The following is a 21,263-nucleotide window of genomic DNA, read 5'->3' as shown; positions in this document are numbered from 1 at the left end:
GTTGATACCACTGGAGCCTGTCCCATGTCTGCGCCGCTGCCACCCGCACTATTAGCCACACTGCAAGCACACCAGCCCCTGCTATGGCTGAACCCGCAATTGGGCAGCGCCCTGCCTGCCAGTGCCCCCACGGCGCAACAGGTCCAGGCGGCTGCGGCGCGCTTGCAACGCTGTGCCGGCCTGCTGGCCATGCTGTTTCCCGAGCTGGCCGCCACCCAGGGGCAGATCGAATCCGCCTTGCACGATGCCAGCGCCTTGTATGCCCAGCCGCCATACCACGGGGTGCAAGGCCGGTGCTGGCTGAAGGGCGACCATGCACTGCCGGTGGCCGGTTCGATCAAGGCGCGTGGCGGTTTTCACGAGGTGCTGGCCCATGCCGAGACGCTGGCCTTGCAGCACGGCGTAATACAGCCGGAGGACGACCGCCGCCTGCTGGCCAGTCCGGATGCCCGCGCCCTGTTTGCCCGCCACAGCGTGGTGGTGGGCAGCACCGGCAATCTGGGCCTGAGCATTGGCATCATGGCGGCAGCGCTGGGCTTTCAGGCGGTGGTGCATATGTCGGTGGAGGCCAAGGAATGGAAGAAGACGCGGCTGCGCCAGCGCGGCGTCACCGTGGTGGAACATGCCGGTGACTACGCTGCCGCCGTGGCGGCGGGCCGTGCCACTGCCGAGGCCGACCCCAACAGTTATTTTGTTGATGACGAGCACTCGCTGCCGCTGTTGCTGGGTTATGCCGCAGCCGCCGCACCGCTGGCGGCACAACTGGCGGCGCGGGGTGCAGTGGTGGATGCGGCCCACCCGCTGTTTGTCTACCTGCCCTGCGGTGTGGGCGGTGCGCCGGGTGGTATCGCCCACGGCTTGAAGCTATTGTTCGGCCCGCATGTGCATTGTTTTTTTGCCGAACCGGTGGCCTCGCCCTGCATGCTGGTGCAGCTGGCCAGCGGCGGCGACGCCCCGCTCTCGGTGTACGACATCGGCCTGGATAACCGCACCGAGGCCGATGGGCTGGCGGTGGGCCTGGCTTCGCCCTTGGTGGCGCCCTTGATGCGGGCAGAATTGAGCGGGGTGTTTACCGTTGGCGATGATGATTTGTTCCGCCAGCGCCTGCTGGTGGAAGACCACTGCGGCATGGCCGTGGAACCCTCGGCGGCCGCGGCGGTGGCCGGGCCGCACTGGCTGTGCAATAGCCCGGCCGGGCAGGCTTATCTGGCGGCACACGGCCTGCAAGGGCAGCTGGCAGACAGCCATCACCTGATCTGGACTACCGGCGGCGCGCTGGTGCCGGCCGAGGAACACCAGCGCTTCCGCCAGCGCGGCCTGTTATTGCAGGGCTGAACCAGCGGCAAACTGCAGCGCGGCCAAGCGCGCATACAGCGGTGAGCTGTGCAGCAGTTCCTCATGCCGCCCCTGCGCCACAATGCGCCCGCCTTCCAGTACCACGATGCGGTCGGCTTCTTTCACCGTGGCCAGGCGGTGGGCAATCACCAGCGTGGTGCGATTGGCGGCGGCACGTTCCAGTGCCTGCTGCACCAGCTGTTCGGATTCGGCATCCAGCGCGCTGGTGGCTTCGTCCAGCAGCAGGATGGGCGGGTTTTTCAGGATGGCGCGGGCAATGGCAATACGCTGGCGCTGGCCACCGGACAGCCGTACGCCGCGCTCGCCCAGATAAGTGGCATAGCCTTGCGGCAGGGCCTGGATGAAATCGTGGGCGGCGGCAGCACGGGCGGCGGCATAGACTTCTTCATCCGTGGCATCCGGCCGGCCATAGCGGATGTTTTCCAGCGCACTGCTGCCAAAAATCACCGAATCCTGCAGCACCACGCCAATGTGCTGGCGCAAGTCGGCCAGCGCCAGTTGGCGGATGTCGATGCCGCCCAGGCTAATCTGCCCCTGTTGCGGGTCGTAAAAGCGCAGCAATAGCTGGAACAGCGTGGACTTGCCGGCACCGGAGGGGCCGACCAGCGCCACATGTTCGCCGGGGGCCAGCTCCAGGTCGATGTGGCTGAGCGAGGATTGCTCCGGCCGCGAGGGGTAGGCAAAGCTGACCTGCTGCAAGCGCAAGCGCCCGGCTACCGGCAAGGCATGCGGGTGGGTGGGTTCGGTTACCGGCGAGGCCAGTTGCAGCAGCTCCATCAGCCGCTCGGTGGCCCCGGCGGCGCGTTGCACATCGCCCCATACCTCGGCCACGGCACCAATCGCCCCGGCGGTGACCACCGCATACAGGATGAACTGCGCCAGCAGGCCGCCGCTCATCTGCCCGGCCAGCACTTGCTGCGCGCCCAGCCACAGCACAAACACGATGGCGCCGAAGATCAGCATGATCACCGCCACCGTCAGCAGCGAACGGGCGCGGATACGCGCCAGCGCGGTGGCAAAGCTCAGTTCCACCGAGCCGACAAAGCGTTTGGCCTCTGCCGCCTGCTGGTTGAAGGCTTGCACGGTGGGAATGGCATTGAGCACTTCACCGGCCATGGCGCTGGAATCGGCAATACGGTCCTGGCTGGATTTGGACAGCGCCCGCACGCGGCGGCCAAACAGCACGATGGGCAGCACCACCAGCAATAGCGTCACCAGAATGTAGCCGGTGAGGCTGGGGCTGGTCATGGCCAGCATCACCAGCCCGCCCAGCATCAACAGCACATTGCGCAGGCCCATGGACAGGCTGGTGCCGATCACCGTCTGCACCAGCGTGGTGTCGGTGGTGAGGCGCGACAGCACTTCGCCGGTCTGGGTGGTTTCGAAATACTGCGGACTCATGCTGATGACGTGGCGGTACACCGCGCTGCGCACATCGGCCGTTACCCGCTCACCCAGCCAGGACACCAGGTAAAAGCGCCCGGCGGTGGCCAGCGCCAGCACCACCGCCACGCCAAACAGCATGAGGAAATACTGGTTGATATGACCGGCATTGCGGCTGGAAAAGCCCTGGTCGATCAGCACGCGAAAGGCCATGGGCAACACCAGCGTGGACACGGCGGCCACGGTGAGTGCCAGCAGCGCCAGCCAGGCACGGCGGCGATAAGGACGCAGAAAGGGCAGCAGCCCCAGCAAGGGGCTGATGCGTTGCAACAGGGGACGGGCAGGTGGTGTGGCAGACATGGGCAGACCGGATGAAAACAAGGCTGTCAGGCTACACCATGCTACCGGCTACGGCCATTCGGGCAGGTTAGTACCTGCCGCTGAGAAAACAGCACAACGCAGCAGCAGGGTTTTGCAAGCATGCCCACATGCATGTGCGCGGCGGGCAAAATAGCGCAGCGCCCCTGGGGCAAGGCGCGCCGACGCAGACAGTACAAAGAGTACGGCAAGGAGGCGCAACGCAGCAGCAGGGATTTTGCCAGCCGCGCCTATTTCAGCTTGCAGGTCTTGATGCCAAAGGGCAGATAGGCCGGACACCAGCGGATCAGCCCGGTGGCCAGCGGCACGATGCCGATCCAGCCCCACACCGGCAGCAGGCCGGCCATGGTGGCGATGATCAGGGCGATGCCAATGACGATGCGCAGGGTGCGGTCGATACCGCCTACATTGGGGGACATGCTGTTCTCCTCGGTTCAGGGCCATGCGGGATGGCGATGAGGAGAGGCTAGGCCGTGGCACCGCCCGCGTCAGTGACTAGGTCACACAGCGCGGCCAGCAGGGGCAAAACGGCGATAAAAACCACAGCTTACTTGCCGGCAAGTTGCTGCAGGGCGCCGGCATCCAGCAGCTGCAGCTGGCCACGGCCAAGGCGTATCCAGCCGCGGCGTTCGAATTCCTTGAGCTGGCGGCTGATCACTTCGCGCGCGCTGCCCAGCTCGGCCGCCACTTCCTGGTGCGTCAGCTTGAGCGCCGACTGGCCACGGGCACGCTGCAGCAGACAGGCGGCCAGGCGCTGGTCGATGCGGCCAAAGCTGACTTCTTCGATCAGCAACAGCAGGTCGGCAATGCGGCTGCCATAGGCGCGGAACACGAAATCGCGAAAGGCCGCCGAGCTGGCCAACAACTGGCGGAAGGCCGGAATCGGCAGTGCCTGGGCCTGGATGGCGGTTTCGGCCACGCCTTCGGCATCGTAGTCGGTGCCGCTCATCAGGCAGGCGGTGGTGACAATGCAGGTCTGTCCGTCTTCCACCCGGTACAGGGTGATTTCGCGGCCGTTTTCGCCCACTTTCTGCACCCGGATCTGCCCCTGCTGCAAAAACAGATAAGCCTGACAGGGGCTGCCCTCGCGGAACAGCACGGTGCCAGCCGCGGCCTGCATGGTCTGGCTGTGCGCCAGCAGCTGGGCGCGGCTGGCGTCGTCCAGCCCGGCCAGTGCGGCAAAGGCGCGCGTCCAGTCGTTCATGCTGCCGTTTCCGGCAAGAGGCCACGCGCTTGCAGTTCCTGATACACCCGCAGTGCCACCCAGGCGTCGTTGCCGGCATAGGCTTGCTGCGCCGGGCTTAGCGGCAGGCGCGACCAGTTGGTGGTGGACAGTTTTTTCGATTTGCGGAAGTACTGGCCAAACAGGCGAGCCACCGCCTGCACCGCGCCCACGGTAATGCGGGCATCGTCCGAGGGCAGCAGATTACCCAGGTCGATCAAGCCGCCGCACTCCACGCCCAGCCGGCTTTTCAGCAGGGCGCGGTCGGATACCAGATCGAAACCCACCAGCGGATGCGCCGGGTCGGCGAGCAAGGTTTTGATTTCCTCCGGCAACACGCCCTTCACCACCGGCACCAGCCAGGCGCACTGGCTGTCCGCCAGCTGGATCAGGTGCGGGCCGTCCGATTCCTCGCCCTTGCGGAAGGTGGGCTTGGATTCGGTATCAAACCCCAGCAGCGGTGCTGCCAGCAGGTCGGGCAGCGCGGCGGCCAGCGCCTGCGGGCTGTCCAGCATGCAGACCTGGTCTGGGGTGAGCGCCGGAAACAGCGGCATGGTCTTGATTTCTTCGCGGGGGATTTGCCGGGTGAGGGACATGGGTGGCCTTGCAAGAGGGTTTGCGCCGCCCCTGCACAAAGCGGCAGCAAATCCGCATGATACGGAAAGCGCTGCCGCTTTTCACCCCGCTTGTTGCTGCTGGCCCGGCCGGCGCGGCGGCCATGCGCCGCGGACCGGCCTGGCCTTTATGCGCCGATCATCTCCAGCAACTGACGGAAAAGCCTGCTATCCGGCTTGGACAGCTCATTGACCAAGCTGAAGTGATTGTTGCCGCTATCCTCGATCAGCCGCACATCCAGCCCCAGCTCCAGAGCGGCATGATGGTAAGCCAGGGTCTGGTGGCGAAAGCCGTCGGTCTCCTTGCCGCCCACGCTCAAGCGCAGCTTGCCTGCCTGCGGCGCCGGTGGCAGGCACAGCAGCGGGCTGAGGCGGGCCGCCTGGTCCGGATACAGCCGCAGCCAGTCATTGACATAGATGTCGCACAGCGGACGGATGTCATACAGGCCGCTCAGCGCCAGCGCACCCTTGATCACGTCTGGCGGCAGGCCGTAATCCTGCTGCCAGTCCTGGGCATACAACATGCCCACCAGATGGGCGCCGGCCGAGCTGCCGCCGACATAAATGCGTTGCGGATCAATGCCGTATTGCGCGGCATGCCGGTACAACCAGGCAATGGCGCTGCGCACTTCGCGCACCACTTCGGCCAGGGTGGCCTGCGGCAGCAGGGTGTATTCCACCGTGGCCAGCGCCACACCATGCTGGTGCAAGGCCGGGGCCATGCCACAGGCTTCTTCCTTGCGCTGCGAATGCCAGTAGCCGCCATGGATGAACACAAACAGCGGCGCGGGCTGCTGGCAGGCGGGAAACACATCCAGCCGCTCGGCCGCAGCCATGCCATAAGGCAAATCATACAGGCCGGCTACACGGGCCTTGGCCTCTATGGCCAATACCGCATATTCCTCCATGCAGGCGTCAAAATCCGCCACCGAAGCGCGCGCATTGTATTGCACGGCTCGGCTGGCCAGGTCGGGAAAAGTCAGGTCAATACGCATCTCTGGTATCCACGCTGTTGTGTCAAGGGAGCTCAAGTCTACGAAAGGCAGGGACAGGCTGTCGCCGGGTGGCGGTATGGCCCGTTCCCTGCCTGCCGGATTGGCCTGCTCAGGCCAGATTGAAGAACTGGCGGGCATTGGCACTCAGCAGTTGTTGCTGCTGCACCGGGGCCAGCCCGGCATGGCGGATCAGCGAACCCACCTCTTGCTCACCCAGCGGGAAGGGCGAGTCCGAGCCCAGCATCACCCGTTCGCTGCCCATGGTGCCCACCAGCAAGCGCAACGCAGCCGGATCGAAAATGGCGGAATCGACATAAAAACGGTCGACATAGCTGGAGGGCTTGTTGGGGCAGTCTTCACGCACGATGTCGCGCTGTTCCCAGGCGTTGTCCACCCGCCCCAGCAGATAGGCAAAACTGCCCCCGCCATGGGCAAAGCAGATTTTCAGGCTGCGCGGCAGGCGCTCGAAGGCGCCGGACAGGATGAGCGACAGGATGGCCAGCTGGGTTTCCGCCGGCATGGCCACCAGCCAGGGCAGCATCCATTTTTTCATGCGCTCTTCGCCGCCCATCATGTCCCAGGGATGCACCAGCACCGGGATGCCTTCCGCTGCGCAGTGCGCCAGGAACACCAGCAGGCCAGCGTTATCCAGATCGAGCGCGCCGACATGGTTGCCGATCTGCACCCCGACATGGCCGCAGTCGCGGGCGCGGCTGGCTTCGCGGCAGGCGGCGTCGATATCCTGCAGCGGCACCTGGGCCAGCACCTTCAGCCGCTGCGGGGCAATGGCGGCCATCTCCAGCGCCCGGTCATTCATCAGCTGCGCCCAGGGCAGGGCGCGCTCGATGGGCGCGTGGTAGGCAAACATCACCGGGGTGGCACACATGATCTGGATGTCGATGCCCTGCCGCTCCAGGAATTCCAGCCGGCGCGCGCCATCCCACAGGGCATCGTATACCGGGCGGAACGGCCGCTCGCCCAGCATGATCTGCCCTTCGCGCCCGGCCGTGTGCAGCCAGGGCGCGCGCTGCGGGTCGAGCCGGGCCGCCTCGGCCTGGCTGATGCGTGGAAAGAAATGCGAGTGAATGTCTATCATGATGCGTCTTTTCTAGTGTTGCGCACGCAGGTGCAGTGCATGCCAGGCGGCGTAGTCCTTGCCCGGATGTACCGTGCCGCAATGCTTGCAACGCCGACCTTCCTCGCCAATGGCGTAAAACGCCTGATAGGCCTTGGGCAAATCATCCACCAGGCTCTCCAGTTGCTTGGAGATATGCCAGATTTCGCCGGCACATACCGGGCAATACCAGTGCAGGCTGTCATGCGCGCCAAGGGGGCGTGGCCGTTCCACCAGGAAGCACAGGCCGGGCTCGGGGCGCTGCGGCGAGTGGATGACATGGGCGGGCAGCAGGAACACATCGCCCTCGCGCAGATCAATCCGCTCGAAGCGGCCACGGTCCCAGATGTTCAGGTAGGCATTGCCCTTGATCTGGTAGAAGATTTCTTCGGTCGGGTTGTCGTGAAAATCGGTACGGGTATTGGGCCCGCCCACCATATTGATGATGTAGTCACCATCCGGCCAGATGGCCGCATTGCATACGGGCGGCTTGAGTTCGCCCTTGTTGTCTTCGGCCCAGTCCAGCAGGTTGAGCGGCAAACCATATTGCAATTGCATGAGTTTCTCCTCCACACAGTAAAGCCTGCTGCCGTCTATTGCGGCTTGTAGGCAATGGCCTTGATTTCGATACGCAAATGCGGATGCGGCAGCTGATGCACCGCCACCGTGGTGCGGGTGGGTCCGCTTTCGTCGAAATACTCGGCATAAACCGCGTTGTAAGCGGCAAAATCGTTCATATCCACCAGATAGGCGCAGATCTCCACCACATCAGCCAGACTGGCATTCGCCGTGGCCAGGATGTCGCGGATGTTTTCGATCACGCAGCGGGTTTGCACCGCAATGTCCAGCTGGGTGGCGCCCATGGCGTCGGCCTTGGCCCCGGCAATGCTGTTGTCGGGCAGGCGCGAGCTGGTGCCGGAGACAAACAGCAGGTCGCCGGCGCGTTTCAGGTGGGGAAAGCGGCCGCGCGGTGTGGCCTTGCCGCTGACCACGGTAGCCTGGGTGTTCATGGCTGCTCTCCCGTGTTGAAGGCGCAGCAGCCCAGCCCGGCCACCTCGACACTGACATGCAGGCCGGGGCGCAGTGCCTCGGCGGCGGTGGCGGCTCCGGCCAGAATCAGCGAACCGGCAGGCAGCACGCGCTCTTCCTGATGCAGCAGGCGGGAAATCTCCACCAGTGCGCGCAGCGGCTGGCCCAGAATGGCGGCACTGCTGCCGATCTGCACCGGGCGGCCATCAAAGCGCAGTACCACGCCCAGATTGTCCAGCGCGCTGTCCGGCGCGCACAGCGGGCCAAGCACATAGCGGGCGGAGGAGCAGTTGTCGGCCACCACGTCTTGCAGGCTGAAGCGGAAGTCGCGATAGCGCGAGTCGATGATTTCCAGCGCCGGCGCCACACCAGCCAGCGCCAGCCCGGCTTCGGCCAGCGACAGCGGCCGGTCGATGTCGCAGGCGGTGATGAAGGCGATTTCCGGCTCCACCCGCGGGTGGATCAGTTTGGACAGGTCCAGCCTGCCGCCGTCGGCAATCTGCATGGCATCGGTCAGTTCGCCCCAGATCAGCGCGTCCACGCCCATTTGCTGCATCTTGGCGCGGCTGGTAAAGCCCAGTTTCAGGCCGACCACGCGCTCGCCGCGTTGCTGGCGCAGGCTGATGCCGGCCTGCTGGATGCGATAGGCCGTCGCCAGATCAAACGGCTGCTGCGCACTCAGTTGCGGGGTGGCTTCGTGGCACCGGGTGGCGATATCCAGCTGGGTGGCCATTTCCTGAATCAGCGTGTTCATGCGCGCACCTCCTGTTGCTTCAGCAAATCCAGCGCCACATCGACAATCATGTCCTCCTGCCCGCCCACCATGCGGCGACGACCGACTTCCAGCAGAATGTCCAGTGTCTTCAGCCCGTATTGTTCTGCCGCTTTTTCCGCGTGGCGCAAGAAGCTGGAGTACACCCCGGCATAGCCCAGCGCCAGCGTTTCGCGGTCCACCCGCACCGGGCGGTCCTGGGTGGGGCGCACGATGTCGTCCGCCGCGTCCATCAGGCGGATCAGGTCGCAGCCGTGGTTCCAGCCCAGCCGTTCGGCGGCGGCAATAAACACTTCCAGCGGCGCATTGCCCGCCCCGGCGCCTTGTCCGGCCAGCGAGGCATCGATGCGCTGGCAGCCTTCTTCCACCGCCACGATGGAATTGGCCACGCCCAGCGACAGGTTGTGATGGGCATGAATGCCGGTGGCGGTGGCCGGGTCCAGCACATCGCGCAGCGCACGGAAGCGGTCGCGCACATCCTGCATCAGCAAGGCCCCGCCGGAATCCACCACGTAAATGCAGGTGGCACCGTAGCTTTCCATCAGCTTGGCCTGGGCCGCCAGCTGCTGCGGGCTGCACATGTGCGACATCATCAGAAAGCCCACGGTGTCCATGCCCAGCTCACGGGCGTACTGGATATGCTGTTTGGCGATGTCGGCCTCGGTACAGTGGGTGGCAATACGCACCACGCTGGCCCCGGCATCGTAGGCATTGCGCAGCGCATGCACGGTGGCAATGCCGGGCAACAGCAGGGTGGCAATCTTGCTGTGGCTGACCGATTCGGCGGCAGCGGCAATCCACGCCACATCGCTGTGCGCGCCAAAGCCGTAGTTGAAGCTGGAGCCTTCCAGCCCGTCGCCATGGGCGACCTCGATGGAATCCACCCCGGCGCGGTCCAGGGCGCTGGCAATGGCGCGCACCTGCTCCAGCGAATAGCGGTGACGCACCGCATGCGATCCATCGCGCAGGGTCACGTCGGAGATATACAGTTTGTTCATGGCGGGTTTCCTCAGGCTTGCAGCAGTCGGGCGGCCAGGCGTTCACCACAGGCCATGGCGGCTGACGTCATGATGTCCAGGTTGCCGGCATAGGCGGGCAGATAGTGGGCGGCGCCTTCCACTTCGATGAAGATGGACACCTTGAGCCCGCCTTGCGCGCCCAGGCCGGGATAGGCGGCGGCATCGGCCGCGGGGATGTCTTCGAATTGCACTGCCTGCTTCAGGCGGTAACCCGGCACATAGGCCTGCACCTTTTCCGCCATCTGCGCCACTGCGGCGGCAATGGCGGCACGGTCGGCCGGGCCGGTCAGGCAGAACACGGTGTCGCGCATCATCAGCGGCGGTTCGGCCGGATTGAGAATGATGATGGCCTTGCCCTGACGTGCACCGCCCACGCTGACAATGGCCTGCGAGGTGGTTTCGGTGAATTCGTCGATATTGGCACGGGTGCCGGGGCCCGCGGATTTGCTGGCAATCGAGGCGACGATTTCGCCGTACAGCACCGGGGTGACGCTGTTGACCGCCGCCACCATGGGAATGGTGGCCTGGCCGCCGCAGGTGACCATATTGATATTGGCCGCATCCAGATGCGCTTCCAGATTGACCACCGGCACCACATAGGGGCCGATGGCCGCCGGGGTAAGGTCGATCACCCGCACGCCGTGCTGTTGCAGCACGCGGTTGTGCTGGACATGCGCGCCGGCCGAGGTGGCATCGAACACGATCCTGATGTCGGCAAATTCCGGCAGCGCCAGCAGGCCGTCCAGGCCCTGGTGGGTGGTGGCCAGCCCCAGCCGTCTGGCACGGGCCAGACCATCCGAGGCGGCGTCGATGCCGACCATGGCGGCCAGCTCGACATGCTGGCCATGACGCAGCAGCTTGATCATCAGATCGCTGCCGATATTGCCGGAACCGATGATGGCGGCCTTGATACGCGACTTGCTCATTGGTGAGCTCCTTGCTGTGGGGCAAAACGGGCAGAGACCTGCCCCAGACCCTGAATACGGGCGGTGAATACATCGCCGGCACGCACCGGCACCATGGGACCCAAGGCCCCGCTCAGCACGATGTCGCCGGCCCTGAGCGGGTGGCCGCGCTGCGCCAGGGTGTCGGCCAGCCAGAGCGCCGCCAGCAGTGGATTGCCCAGGCAGGCGGCTCCACCACCCACGCTGAGTGGTTCGCCCTGGCTTTCCAGCACCATGCCGCAGCCGGTCAGGTCGACATCGCGCAGCAGCACCGGGCGGTTACCCAGCACAAACAGGCCGGAGGAGGCGTTGTCGGCAATGGTGTCGCTGATGCGGATGTCCCAGCCGGCAATGCGGCTGTCCACCACCTCGATGGCCGGCAGCAGGTAGTCCACCGCGCTGATCAGGTCGGCCAGCGTGTGCTTTGCATGCGGCAGGTCGCGCCCCAGTACCAGGGCGATTTCGGCTTCGACCTTGGGTTGCAGCAGGCGCCGGCTGTCGATTTCTTCGCCATCGGCTATGGCCATGTCGGCAAACAGGTGGCCGAAATCCGGCTGGGTCACACCCAGCTGCTGCTGCACGGCATGGGAAGTCAGGCCGATCTTGCTGCCGACCAGCCGCCGGCCCTGCTCCAGTGCGTACTGGATATTGAGGGTTTGCACCGCGTAGGCGGCATCGATGTTGTGCTCGCCCAGCACGCTGCGCAGCGGCGGGCAGGGCTGAGCGCTGGCCGCCGCGCTGCGCAGTTGCAGGGCGGCGGCGTGCAGGTCGGATGGGGTGGGGTGGCTCATGGCTTTCTCCTGAACTCCGGCGGGCTGGCAACAGCCATGCCCGGCGGCAATGGAAACGCAGACCAGTCTATGAGCCCTTGCACCACGGCAAAAATGAATAATCCGGCTTCTGCTATGCCATAAAGTTATGCAATAGTCAGGGCCATCCCTTGCCTGCCGGAGCCAATGTCATGGATGAACGCCCGCCCTTTTCCATCAACGATATGGTGCTCAACCGCCTGAAGCTGCGGCCGCTGCTGGTATTCGACCGGGTGCTGCGCTGCCAGTCCATTGCCCGCGCCGCCCGTGAACTGAACCTGACCCAGCCGGCGGTCACCAAGGCCATTCGCGAGCTGGAACTGCAACTGGACACCGTGCTGTTCCAGCGCAGCAACCGCGGGGTCTCGCCCACCGAATACGGTGTACTGCTGGGGGAAAGGGTGAAATCGGTGATTGCCGAGCTGCGCTATCTCACCGATGAACTGAATACCTTCAAGGGCGGCATCAGTGGCCATGTGGTGGTGGGCACGCAGATTTCTGCCAGCGCCAGCCTGCTGCCACGCGCCATCCTGATGCTGAAGGAGCGCACCCCGCGCCTGCTGGTGACGGTGCGCGAAGGTCCGCAGGACTATCTGTTTCCGGCACTGGCCACCGGCGAGCTGGATCTGGTGGTGGGGCGGCTGCCGGATGGCGACGATGTCTATACCCGCAAGCTGCCCTTGCGCCATCAGCCCTTGTACCGCAACAGCCTGTGCATCGTGGCGGGCAGCCGGCACCCGCTGCTGGCAGCCACAAACCTGAAACTGGACGCACTGCAACACTGGCCGTGGATCGTGCCGCCGCCGGACTCGCCGGCACGGCGGGTGGCGGAACAGTTCTTTGCCGACGCCGGCCTGCCCATGCCGGACAATCTGCTGGAATCGCTGTCCTTGCTGACCAATGTCAATTTGCTGGTGGAATCGGACTGCCTGGGGCTGATGCCCTTGCTGGCCGCACACCGTTTTGCCAGCGCCGGGCTGCTGGCGATCCTGCCGCTGGGAGAAGTGGGCCCGCTGACCGCCGTGGGTTATTCGGTCCGCAATGACAAGGCGCTCACTCCGGCGGCACGCCACTTGATCGACTGCCTCAAGCAAGTGGGCCAGACCATGCAGCAAGACCGCCCCCTATAAAATTAGGGCATAGCAAAACCCGTTTTATTCATTTTCAATGCTGGCAAGCCCCTTCCTACACTCGCCTTCGTTCGCCATTGCCTGCTGCGTGGCGCGTTTTGCTGAATGGAGGAGAGAGTCATGTCCAGTACCGCTTTGCTGCCGCTGTATATCAATGGGAAATTTGTCGAGGGCACTGCCCGGTTCGACAATATCAGTCCGGTCAATGGCCAGCTGATCTGTCAGGTGTCCGAGGCCAGTGCCGAGCAGGTCGCCGCCGCCGCTCAGGCGGCCGAGGCCGCGCTGCATGGCGAATGGGGCCGCCTGAGCCAGCCCGCGCGTTCTGCCTTGCTGCACAAGGTGGCCGATGGCATCGAGGCGCGCTTTGAGGAATTTGTCGCCGCCGAAGTGGCCGACACCGGCCGCCCGGTCCATCTGGCACGCACGCTGGATGTGCCGCGCGCCATTGCCAATTTCCGCACCTTTGCCGACCTGGCCGCCACCGCGGTGAGCGAAAGCTGCGAAACCCCGCAGGCCGATGGCGGCGTGCTGTTCAACTACACCGTGCGCAAGCCGCTGGGCGTGGTGGCGGTGATTTCGCCATGGAACCTGCCGCTGCTGCTGCTGACCTGGAAGCTGGGCCCGGCGCTGGCCATGGGCAATACCGTGGTGTGCAAGCCCTCGGAAGAAACCCCGTCCTCCGCCACCCTGCTGGCACGGGTGATGGACGAGGTGGGCATTCCCCCCGGCGTCTTCAACCTGGTGCACGGTTTCGGGCCGGGCTCGGCCGGTGAATTCCTCACCCGCCAGCCGCAGATCAGCGCCGTGTCCTTTACCGGCGAATCACGCACCGGCAGCGCCATCATGAAGGCGGTGGCCGATGGCGTGAAAGAGGTGTCGTTCGAGCTGGGTGGCAAGAACGCCGCCGTGGTGTTTGCCGATGCCGATTTCGACGCCGCCGTGGCCGGCGTGGCACGTTCCTCCTTCTTCAATACCGGGCAGGTGTGCCTGTGCTCGGAACGGGTGTATGTGGAACGGCCGATTTTCGACCGCTTCGTGGCGGCGCTGAAACAGCGTGCCGAGGCCTTGCAGATCGGTTATCCGCAAGAGGAAAACGTCGATCTGGGGCCGCTGGTCTCGCACAAGCACCGCGAAAAGGTGCTGTCCTACTTTGCCCTGGCGCGCGAGGAAGGCGCACGGGTAGTGACCGGCGGCGAGGTGCCGCACTTTGGCGATGCGCGCGACCAGGGGGCTTATGTGCGCCCCACCATCTGGACCGGCCTGTCCGATAACGCCCGCTGCGTGCGCGAAGAAGTCTTCGGCCCGGTCTGCCATATCGCGCCGTTTGACCACGAGGACGAAGTGCTGCAACGGGTCAATGACAGCCCCTATGGCCTGGCCTGCGCGCTGTGGACCACCCGGCTGGACCGTGCGCACCGGCTGGCCCGGCGCATCCATACCGGCATCGTGTGGGTGAACACCTGGTATGCCCGTGATCTGCGCACGCCGTTTGGCGGCAGCAAACTGTCCGGCATGGGACGCGAAGGCGGACGCTACTCGCTGGACTTCTACTCCGACATCAGCAACGTCTGCATCAAGCTGTAATCGCCATCCCCATTGCACCGGACGGCGTCGCCGTCCGGTCAGGAGTTCATGCCATGCCTACCCCCCTGAATGTAGAGGCCTTGATCGACGAGGCCGGTTTTAGCCGCTATCAATGGCTGATTCTGTTGCTGTGCTTTCTGGTGATGTTTCTGGATGGCTACGATCTGGCCGCCGTGGCCTATATCGTGCCTTCGCTGATGGAGCAATGGGGGCTGAGCAAGCCCCAGCTGGGCCAGGCGCTGAGCGCCGCGCTGTTTGGCCTGGCCATCGGTGCCTTGCTGGCCGGGCCGCTGGCCGACCGGCTGGGACGCAAGCCGGCGCTGCTGTGGTCGGTGCTGCTGTTTGGCCTGGGCAGTCTGGTCACCGCCTGGGCCGACGGTCTGAACACCCTCACCGTATACCGTTTGCTTACCGGCATCGGCCTGGGTGCCGCCCTGCCCAATACCATTACCCTGCTGTCCGAATACGCCCCCACCCGGCAACGCGCCATGCTGGTCAGCGCCATGTTGTGCGGTTTCCCGCTGGGTGCCGGTGCCGGCGGCCTGTGTGCCGGCTGGCTGATTCCGCTGTATGGCTGGCAATCGCTGATGCTGCTGGGCGGGGCGGTGCCGCTGCTGCTCTGTCTCTTGCTGTGGTGGCGCATGCCGGAATCGGTACGCTATCTGGTGGCCAGACAGGCCAGCCCGGAAGTCATCCGCCGCATTCTGCTGCGCATTGTCCATAGCCCCGCCTTGTTGCAGGCACAGTCCTTCAGCCTGGGCGAACAGGCGGCAGGCGCACAAAACAGCAGCAGCCTGCGCGAGGTGCTGAGCCGCCCGCTGGCGGCGGGGACGCTGCTGCTGTGGCTGTGCTGCTTCATGAGCATGCTGGTCTACTACATGGGGGTGAACTGGATGCCCTTGCTGCTGAAGGAAGCCGGGCTGAGCCTGCAGCAGTTTTCGGTGATCAGTGCGCTGTTTCCCATTGGCGGCGGCGTGGGTTCGATTGTGGTGGGTTGGGCCATGGGCCGCTGGGAGTCCAATAAAATCCTGGCTGGCACCTATCTGGCCGCCGGCCTGCTGGCCTGGGCGGTGGGCAATGCCGTCGGCCATGGCGAGCAGAGCTGGCTGTTGGGCAGCCTGGTGTTCTGCATGGGCTTTGCCTCGGGTGGCGGTCAGTCGGCCCTGTCGTCGATGGCCGCCGGCTTTTACCCCACCCATTGCCGTGCCACCGGCGTGGGCAGCATGCTGGGGGTGGGGCGCTTTGGTGCCATCAGCGGTGTCTTGCTGGGTGCCGAGCTGCTACGCCAGCACATCGCACCGGGGCAGATTTTTACCGCGCTGCTGATCCCGGCCGCCCTGGTCTGCATGGCCCTGTTGCTGAAGTATGTGCTGTATCAACGCCAGCGGCCGCTGGAAACCCGCACCGTGTAAAGCCAGCCAGCCCGGCCGATAACGCCGGCAGGTCCGGGCAGCCGGCCCCGGCCGGGCAGCAGCGGATACCGGCGACTTCAACCGCCTGCCGCCGCCGCGGATGGCGCTTGCGGCCTTGACCCCTTCCCGGCAGACAGGCCGCTGTGCCAGCCCCCCTGGACCCGCTCACCCCCCGCTCCTGCCTTGCGCCTCCTTGCCCTACTGATTGGTACTGTCTGCGTCGGCGCGCCTTGGCCCGGCTTCTCTGCGCGGTTTTGTTAGCCGCGCTTATTGGCTGGGAAATTTCCGAAAAATAGCCAAATCAAACCCCTGCTTCATTCACGATCTTGCTGCCGTATTTACCCCATGTTAGCGTCAGCTGCACATCATCCAGACCCTTCTCATTCAAATGAACCATTTGACATCGAGCCGATATCCACGATTAGCGCAGGGGGAATAACAAAGCATGGCACCATTGATATTCAATGGTCTTTTTGAATCAGCCAGCGCGCTTGTTCAATTAACGAGGTCAATTATTCCTTTACCTTGAATTCAGCCGTTTTCAGCCAACGGGACTACCATGAATATTTTCATTAGTGATTTCAATATTGTCCTGCATGCCGCTTTTGTCGGTTTTGTCACCCTGTTTCCGGTGGTCGATCCCTTAGGCACGGCATTCATTGTGAATCCCTATTTCCGCCAGTTGCCGGTGGAGCGGCGGCGGGCCGCCATTGCCAAAGTGGCATGGTATTCATTATTGATCGGCTTATTGGCACTGGCGCTTGGCCGCTGGGTGCTGGTGATATTCGGCTTGTCCATTCCGGTGGTCAAACTGGCTGGCGGCATCATGATCTGCAAAATGGGCTGGGAATCGCTGAGCAATACCAAAACCACAGACAAGCCGGCGGAAAACGCCACCGCTGCCGCAGCCGGAGAGCATATGCCGGCAAATGATGTGGAAAACGACTTGTTCTACCCGATTTCCTTTCCGCTGACCGTGGGGCCGGGCACGGTGTCGGTGCTGCTCACCCTCAGCGTGCATGGCTACAACGAGAGCACTGTCAATTACGCCCTCAGTGTCACCGGCCTGGCGCTGGGCATGCTGGGCATGAGCGTACTGATTTACCTGACCTATCTGAATGCCAGCAATCTGGTGGCCCGCCTGGGTCCTTCCAGCGAAAACATGATCAACCGCTTCATGTCCTTTCTGGTGTTTGCCGTCGGCCTGCAAATCGCCTGGGGCGGTCTGCACCAGTTGCTCGGCCCCGCTGCCTGACATTCCCGTGGCCGCCCTGTCCCTCAGGGTTGGCCCCGTCCGCTGCTGTCATCCGCCAAGGAGTCCCACCATGTGCACTACCTTCATCATCCGCGATCAACATGGCAAGGTTTATCAGGGTCGCACCCTGGAATACGGTGAGGAGCTGGCCTTCTCGCTGGGCTATTACCCGCGTGGCAGCCAATTCGCCAGCCCGGTGCCCGCCGGCTTTCCGGCCATGCGCTTTGCCAGCCGCCTGCGTTTCCTGTCCATCAGCCTGGACATTGCCGCGGATTACCAGCCGGCGGTGGCAGGGCTCAACGAGGCCGGGCTGACGGTGAACATGAATATGTTTGCCGAAACCGCGCTGCCCAATCCACAGCAGGACAGCCGCCCGCTGATAGCGGTGTCCGGTGTGGCCAGCTGGCTGCTGGCCAGCTGCGGCAGTTGTGCCGAAGTGCGCCAGCTGGTGGAGCAGAGCCAGTTCTGGGTGGACCCGCTGCCCATGCTGGGCAATACGCCCTCGCCCTTTCATTACGCGGTGTTCGACCGGCATGGCCAGGGGCTGGTGATCGAGTTTGGCCAGGGGCGGGTGCAGCTCCATGACAACCCGGTCGGCGTCATGACCAATGGCCCGGCGTTTGACTGGCACCTGACCCATCTGGACAACTACGCCTTTGTCTCCAACCTGGGCAAACGCGAGCAATACTTCGGCAGCCATCTGGCCCGTACCGAGGATGTCGGCAACGCCATGGCCGGCTTGCCGGCGGATGACACCTCCAGCAGCCGCTTTGTCCGCGCCGCCTACTATGCGCAGTTCTGCCAGACGCCAGCGCATGCCGACGCGGCGGTGGCCCTGGTGGCCAAGATCACCAACAAGTTTGACCGGCCACGCGGCGCCACCAATCTGCCCGACCCCGCCCAGGCGGGACGGCTGGCAGAGGAATGGACCACCTTCAGCGCCTTGACCGACCTGAGCCGCGGCCTGCTGTACATCCGTCCGGACAATGCGCTCAACTATCTGTGCCTGTCACTGGCCGACCACGCCGCCATCGACAGTGTGCGCCGCCATTCCTTCTCCCGTTTCCTGCACGAGCACATCGGCCTGGCCCAGCCCGTGCTGTAGTGCCGCGGGCGGGACAAAGCCTGGCAGCCGTGCCGCCAGCTCATCCACCAGCATGCGTACCTTGGGGGAGAGCTGGCGTTTGTGCGGATACAGTGCCCAGATGCCCTCGTCCGGCTCGCGATAGGCGGCAAGCAGCTCCACCAGTTCGCCACGCTGCAAATGGCGCGCCACGTAGTAGTCCGGCAGCTGCACAATGCCCACGCCTTGCAGCGCGGCATGGGTCAGCGCGTGGCCGCTATTGCAGCGCAGGCTGCCCTTGACCCGCAGCAGGCGGCGCTTGCCGCCCTCTTGCAGATGCCAGAAATCATTGCTGCCCAGCAGGCAGTTGTGGCCATCCAGCTCGGACAGGCTGTTGGGCAGGCCATGGCGCTGCAGATAGGCCGGGGCGGCGCAGACATGCTGGCGGCGGCTGGCCAGCCGCCGTGCCACCAGGCTGGATTCGGCCAGATGTCCCAGGCGGATGGCCAGGTCATAGCCTTCGGCCACCAGGTCCAGCACCTGATTGGTGAGATTGAGCTGGATCTCCAGCGCCGGATAACGCTGCAGGAAGGCGGTGATCAACGGGGCGATATGGCTTTCGCCATAGGCCACCGGCGCGGTGAGCTTGAGCCGGCCTTGCGGCACGGCCTGGTGCAAGGACAAGGCGCGTTCGGCCTCGTCCAGCCCGTCCAGCAATTGCCGGCAATGCTGCAGATAGAGCTGGCCGCTTTCGGTCAGTGTCAGCTGGCGGGTGGTACGGTATAGCAGCTGCACATGCAGCCGTTGTTCCAGCCGGGTGACTTCGCGGCTGACCTGTGCCACCGACAGGTCCAGCGCGCGCGCAGCACGGGTAAAGCTGCCCAGTTCCGCCACGCTGACGAATTCATTCACCCCTTGCCACGTCGCCATTATTGCTCCACAGAAAAAATCATTTACCGATCAGGCAGATTATCTGCAAAAACAGTCGCAATACAATGGTGTTTTACTGCTGCCTGGCAGCAGCCCTATTCCGCCGCCGCGCACAGTGCCGCATGCCGTTGCGGGCGGATTACCCCATCAGGAGATCGCCATGAGTCAGGACATCATCAAGTGCAAGGCCGCCGTGGCCTGGGCCGCCGGTCAACCGTTGTCCATCGAGGAAGTGGAAGTGGCCCCGCCCAAGGCGGGCGAAGTACGGGTGAAGCTGGTGGCCACCGGGGTGTGCCATACCGATGCCTACACCCTGTCCGGTGCCGACCCGGAAGGCATTTTCCCCTGCATCCTCGGGCATGAGGGCGGTGGCATTGTCGAGTCCGTCGGCGAAGGCGTCACCAGCGTGGCAGTGGGCGACCATGTGATTCCGCTGTACACGCCGGAATGCGGCGAGTGCAAGTTCTGCAAATCCGGCAAGACCAATCTGTGCCAGAAAATCCGCGCTACCCAGGGCAAGGGCCTGATGCCGGATGGCACCACCCGCTTCTCCAAGGACGGCCAGCCCATCTACCACTACATGGGCACCTCCACCTTTGCCGAATACACCGTGCTGCCGGAAATCTCGCTGGCCAAGGTGAACAAGGCTGCGCCGCTGGAAGAAGTGTGCCTGCTGGGTTGTGGCGTCACCACCGGCATGGGCGCGGTGGTGAACACCGCCAAGGTGAAGGCGGGCGATACCGTGGCCATCTTCGGCCTGGGCGGCATCGGCCTGTCGGCCATCATCGGCGCACGCATGGCCGGGGCCAGCCGCATCATCGGCATCGATATCAACGAGAGCAAGTTTGAACTGGCGAAAAAACTGGGTGCCACCGACTGCATCAACCCTGCGCTGTTCGACAAGCCGATTCAGGACGTGATCGTGGAAATGACCGACGGCGGCGTGGACTTCTCCTTTGAGTGCATCGGCAACGTCAATGTGATGCGCTCGGCGCTGGAATGCTGCCACAAGGGCTGGGGCGAGTCGGTGATCATCGGCGTGGCCGGAGCCGGGCAGGAAATCTCCACCCGTCCCTTCCAGCTGGTGACCGGCCGGGTATGGCGCGGCTCGGCCTTTGGCGGCGTGCGTGGCCGTTCCGAACTGCCCACCTATGTGGAGCGTTACCTGCAGGGCGAATTCCGCCTGGACGACTTCATCACCCACACCATGCCGCTGGAAGAAGTGAACACCGCCTTCGAACTGATGCATGAGGGCAAGAGCATTCGCTCCGTCATCCACTACGGCCAGGACTGAGCGTTGCGGACACCAGCCCTGCTGCGGCCCTGGCCCTGCCAGCCGCGCTCAGACCACCCTGCCGGGCCGCAGCTGTTGCCGGCCCGGCCTGTTCGGAGGACGAAAATGAATCTGGAAAACATCAGCAGTGCCATGTGCTTTGGTGGCTGGCACAAGCAGTATCTGCACGACTCTGCCGTGCTGGGCTGCCGCATGCGCTTTGCCATCTATCTGCCGCCACAGGCCGCACGGGGTGACAAGGTGCCGGTGCTGTACTGGCTATCCGGCCTGACCTGCACTGACGAAAACTTCATGCAGAAAGCCGGCGCGCAGCGTATTGCCGCCGAGCTGGGCATGGCCATCGTGGCACCGGACACCAGCCCGCGCGGTGAAGGCGTGGCAGATGACCCGGCCTACGACCTGGGCCAGGGTGCGGGCTTTTATGTCAACGCCACCCAGGCGCCGTGGAACCGCCATTACCGGATGTACGACTATGTCAGCCGCGAGCTGCCGGCCTTGATCGAGGCGCACTTCCCGGTGAGCCAGCGCCGCGCCATTGCCGGCCATTCCATGGGCGGCCACGGTGCGCTGATCTGCGCGCTCAAGCGGCCGCAGGATTATGTGTCGGTATCGGCCTTCAGCCCGATTGCCAATCCGCTGAATGTGCCATGGGGGCAGAAAGCCTTTGCCGCCTATCTGGGGGAGGAGCGCCGACAGTGGCTGGAGTGGGATGCCTGCCACTTGCTGGAACAGGCGACCGCGCTGCCGCCGCTGCGGGTGGATATCGGCCTGGCTGACGGTTTCCTGGCCGAGCAGCTCAGGCCGGAAGCGCTGGAAAACGCCGCCCGTGCCGGCGGCCATGCTCTGCAGCTGCACCGCCATCCCGGTTACGACCACAGCTATTACTTCATTGCCAGCTTTATCGAAGAGCAGCTGCGCTTTCACGCCGGCTATCTGCGCGATTGAATCGCTGGCAAGTTC

At 64.4% G+C, this 21,263-nt stretch carries 21 protein-coding genes; 8 read left to right on the top strand and 13 right to left on the bottom strand.

The annotated features are described in order from the left end of the window. Positions 1-24: 24 nt before the first annotated feature. On the top strand, positions 25-1,335 hold the full coding sequence (locus tag JHD64_RS13955) for a D-serine ammonia-lyase (protein ID WP_199053584.1): 1,311 nt from the start codon (positions 25-27) through the stop codon (positions 1,333-1,335). Here JHD64_RS13955 and JHD64_RS13950 read toward each other — a convergent pair. The 12 genes from JHD64_RS13950 to JHD64_RS13895 all read right to left on the bottom strand — a co-directional run bounded on the left by JHD64_RS13950 (position 1,321) and on the right by JHD64_RS13895 (position 11,617). Next, entirely contained in the window at positions 1,321-3,099 is a 1,779-nt protein-coding gene (locus JHD64_RS13950; protein WP_199053582.1) for an ABC transporter transmembrane domain-containing protein, read from the bottom strand. The genes JHD64_RS13955 and JHD64_RS13950 overlap by 15 nt on opposite strands. A 248-nt stretch (positions 3,100-3,347) precedes the next feature. Continuing rightward, a complete protein-coding gene (locus JHD64_RS13945; RefSeq protein WP_199053580.1) occupies positions 3,348-3,536 on the bottom strand; it encodes a DUF2892 domain-containing protein in 189 nt (62 codons plus the stop codon). 128 nt (positions 3,537-3,664) lie between these two features. Continuing rightward, a complete protein-coding gene (locus JHD64_RS13940; protein WP_059286656.1) occupies positions 3,665-4,321 on the bottom strand; it encodes a Crp/Fnr family transcriptional regulator in 657 nt (218 codons plus the stop codon). After that, positions 4,318-4,935 (bottom strand): 3'-5' exonuclease, encoded by a 618-nt coding sequence (locus JHD64_RS13935; RefSeq protein ID WP_199053579.1) that lies wholly within the window; start codon positions 4,933-4,935, stop codon positions 4,318-4,320. Before JHD64_RS13935 ends, JHD64_RS13940 begins: the two co-directional genes overlap by 4 nt. A gap of 146 nt (positions 4,936-5,081) precedes the next feature. Beyond that, positions 5,082-5,948 carry an alpha/beta hydrolase gene (locus tag JHD64_RS13930; protein WP_199053578.1) on the bottom strand — a complete coding sequence of 289 codons (867 nt, stop codon included), beginning with the start codon at positions 5,946-5,948 and terminating at the stop codon, positions 5,082-5,084. 109 nt (positions 5,949-6,057) lie between these two features. Continuing rightward, positions 6,058-7,044, bottom strand: coding sequence for an amidohydrolase family protein (locus JHD64_RS13925; RefSeq protein ID WP_199053577.1), 987 nt, complete (start codon positions 7,042-7,044; stop codon positions 6,058-6,060). 12 nt (positions 7,045-7,056) lie between these two features. Beyond that, complete coding sequence (nbaC, locus tag JHD64_RS13920; protein WP_059286652.1) at positions 7,057-7,620, bottom strand: 3-hydroxyanthranilate 3,4-dioxygenase; 564 nt, start codon at positions 7,618-7,620, stop codon at positions 7,057-7,059. A gap of 35 nt (positions 7,621-7,655) precedes the next feature. Beyond that, positions 7,656-8,072, bottom strand: a complete 417-nt coding sequence (locus JHD64_RS13915; protein WP_059286651.1) for a RidA family protein — start codon at positions 8,070-8,072, stop codon at positions 7,656-7,658. After that, positions 8,069-8,845 carry a 2-keto-4-pentenoate hydratase gene (locus tag JHD64_RS13910; protein WP_199053576.1) on the bottom strand — a complete coding sequence of 259 codons (777 nt, stop codon included), beginning with the start codon at positions 8,843-8,845 and terminating at the stop codon, positions 8,069-8,071. Before JHD64_RS13910 ends, JHD64_RS13915 begins: the two co-directional genes overlap by 4 nt. Then, the gene (gene dmpG / locus JHD64_RS13905; protein ID WP_059286650.1) at positions 8,842-9,861 is read right to left on the bottom strand and encodes a 4-hydroxy-2-oxovalerate aldolase; all 1,020 of its coding nucleotides are present in this window, start codon (positions 9,859-9,861) and stop codon (positions 8,842-8,844) included. Before dmpG ends, JHD64_RS13910 begins: the two co-directional genes overlap by 4 nt. Before the next feature lie 11 nt (positions 9,862-9,872). Further along, on the bottom strand, positions 9,873-10,808 hold the full coding sequence (locus JHD64_RS13900) for an acetaldehyde dehydrogenase (acetylating) (RefSeq protein WP_199053575.1): 936 nt from the start codon (positions 10,806-10,808) through the stop codon (positions 9,873-9,875). Further along, positions 10,805-11,617, bottom strand: a complete 813-nt coding sequence (locus JHD64_RS13895; RefSeq protein WP_199053574.1) for a 2-keto-4-pentenoate hydratase — start codon at positions 11,615-11,617, stop codon at positions 10,805-10,807. The genes JHD64_RS13900 and JHD64_RS13895 overlap by 4 nt, the downstream gene beginning before the upstream one ends. Positions 11,618-11,787: 170 nt before the next feature. Between JHD64_RS13895 and JHD64_RS13890 the strand changes: the two genes are divergently transcribed. From JHD64_RS13890 to JHD64_RS13870, 5 genes are all read left to right on the top strand, one after another. Then, entirely contained in the window at positions 11,788-12,765 is a 978-nt protein-coding gene (locus JHD64_RS13890; protein WP_059287467.1) for a LysR substrate-binding domain-containing protein, read from the top strand. 120 nt (positions 12,766-12,885) lie between these two features. Continuing rightward, positions 12,886-14,349: a 2-hydroxymuconic semialdehyde dehydrogenase gene (locus JHD64_RS13885; protein ID WP_199053573.1), complete on the top strand. Its 1,464-nt coding sequence runs from the start codon at positions 12,886-12,888 to the stop codon at positions 14,347-14,349. Between the two features lie 53 nt (positions 14,350-14,402). Further along, complete coding sequence (locus JHD64_RS13880) at positions 14,403-15,761, top strand: MFS transporter (protein WP_110313094.1); 1,359 nt, start codon at positions 14,403-14,405, stop codon at positions 15,759-15,761. A 559-nt stretch (positions 15,762-16,320) separates the two neighbouring features. Next, positions 16,321-17,016 (top strand): MarC family protein, encoded by a 696-nt coding sequence (locus JHD64_RS13875; protein WP_059286122.1) that lies wholly within the window; start codon positions 16,321-16,323, stop codon positions 17,014-17,016. A gap of 70 nt (positions 17,017-17,086) precedes the next feature. After that, positions 17,087-18,121, top strand: coding sequence for a linear amide C-N hydrolase (locus JHD64_RS13870; protein ID WP_199053572.1), 1,035 nt, complete (start codon positions 17,087-17,089; stop codon positions 18,119-18,121). Here the strand turns inward: JHD64_RS13870 and JHD64_RS13865 are convergent. Continuing rightward, complete coding sequence (locus JHD64_RS13865) at positions 18,026-19,009, bottom strand: LysR substrate-binding domain-containing protein (RefSeq protein ID WP_082693454.1); 984 nt, start codon at positions 19,007-19,009, stop codon at positions 18,026-18,028. The two genes, JHD64_RS13870 and JHD64_RS13865, sit on opposite strands and share 96 nt — an antisense overlap. Positions 19,010-19,181: 172 nt before the next feature. Between JHD64_RS13865 and JHD64_RS13860 the strand changes: the two genes are divergently transcribed. After that, positions 19,182-20,303, top strand: coding sequence for an S-(hydroxymethyl)glutathione dehydrogenase/class III alcohol dehydrogenase (locus JHD64_RS13860; protein WP_370540959.1), 1,122 nt, complete (start codon positions 19,182-19,184; stop codon positions 20,301-20,303). A gap of 111 nt (positions 20,304-20,414) precedes the next feature. Next, positions 20,415-21,248 (top strand): S-formylglutathione hydrolase, encoded by an 834-nt coding sequence (gene fghA / locus JHD64_RS13855; protein WP_370540958.1) that lies wholly within the window; start codon positions 20,415-20,417, stop codon positions 21,246-21,248. Positions 21,249-21,263: the final 15 nt, after the last annotated feature.

This window comes from Aquitalea sp. ASV15 (assembly GCF_016429115.1).
GTDB lineage: Bacteria > Pseudomonadota > Gammaproteobacteria > Burkholderiales > Chromobacteriaceae > Aquitalea > Aquitalea magnusonii.
Note: the sequence above shows the minus strand (reverse complement) of the source record. Positions and strands in the feature narration are given on the sequence as shown.

Excerpts from the sequence above, each read along its gene's own strand:
- JHD64_RS13945 (WP_199053580.1), bottom strand. The coding sequence starts at position 3,536 with ATGTCCCCCAATGTAGGCGGTATCGACCGCACCCTGCGCATCGTCATT.
- JHD64_RS13935 (WP_199053579.1), bottom strand. The coding sequence starts at position 4,935 with ATGTCCCTCACCCGGCAAATCCCCCGCGAAGAAATCAAGACCATGCCG.
- JHD64_RS13895 (WP_199053574.1), bottom strand. The coding sequence starts at position 11,617 with ATGAGCCACCCCACCCCATCCGACCTGCACGCCGCCGCCCTGCAACTG.
- JHD64_RS13865 (WP_082693454.1), bottom strand. The coding sequence starts at position 19,009 with ATGGCGACGTGGCAAGGGGTGAATGAATTCGTCAGCGTGGCGGAACTG.
- JHD64_RS13910 (WP_199053576.1), bottom strand. The coding sequence starts at position 8,845 with ATGAACACGCTGATTCAGGAAATGGCCACCCAGCTGGATATCGCCACC.
- JHD64_RS13950 (WP_199053582.1), bottom strand. The coding sequence starts at position 3,099 with ATGTCTGCCACACCACCTGCCCGTCCCCTGTTGCAACGCATCAGCCCC.
- JHD64_RS13915 (WP_059286651.1), bottom strand. The coding sequence starts at position 8,072 with ATGAACACCCAGGCTACCGTGGTCAGCGGCAAGGCCACACCGCGCGGC.
- JHD64_RS13925 (WP_199053577.1), bottom strand. The coding sequence starts at position 7,044 with ATGATAGACATTCACTCGCATTTCTTTCCACGCATCAGCCAGGCCGAG.
- JHD64_RS13875 (WP_059286122.1), top strand. The coding sequence starts at position 16,321 with ATGAATATTTTCATTAGTGATTTCAATATTGTCCTGCATGCCGCTTTT.
- JHD64_RS13870 (WP_199053572.1), top strand. The coding sequence starts at position 17,087 with ATGTGCACTACCTTCATCATCCGCGATCAACATGGCAAGGTTTATCAG.
- JHD64_RS13955 (WP_199053584.1), top strand. The coding sequence starts at position 25 with ATGTCTGCGCCGCTGCCACCCGCACTATTAGCCACACTGCAAGCACAC.
- JHD64_RS13940 (WP_059286656.1), bottom strand. The coding sequence starts at position 4,321 with ATGAACGACTGGACGCGCGCCTTTGCCGCACTGGCCGGGCTGGACGAC.
- JHD64_RS13900 (WP_199053575.1), bottom strand. The coding sequence starts at position 10,808 with ATGAGCAAGTCGCGTATCAAGGCCGCCATCATCGGTTCCGGCAATATC.
- nbaC (WP_059286652.1), bottom strand. The coding sequence starts at position 7,620 with ATGCAATTGCAATATGGTTTGCCGCTCAACCTGCTGGACTGGGCCGAA.
- JHD64_RS13930 (WP_199053578.1), bottom strand. The coding sequence starts at position 5,948 with ATGCGTATTGACCTGACTTTTCCCGACCTGGCCAGCCGAGCCGTGCAA.
- JHD64_RS13885 (WP_199053573.1), top strand. The coding sequence starts at position 12,886 with ATGTCCAGTACCGCTTTGCTGCCGCTGTATATCAATGGGAAATTTGTC.
- dmpG (WP_059286650.1), bottom strand. The coding sequence starts at position 9,861 with ATGAACAAACTGTATATCTCCGACGTGACCCTGCGCGATGGATCGCAT.
- JHD64_RS13880 (WP_110313094.1), top strand. The coding sequence starts at position 14,403 with ATGCCTACCCCCCTGAATGTAGAGGCCTTGATCGACGAGGCCGGTTTT.
- JHD64_RS13890 (WP_059287467.1), top strand. The coding sequence starts at position 11,788 with ATGGATGAACGCCCGCCCTTTTCCATCAACGATATGGTGCTCAACCGC.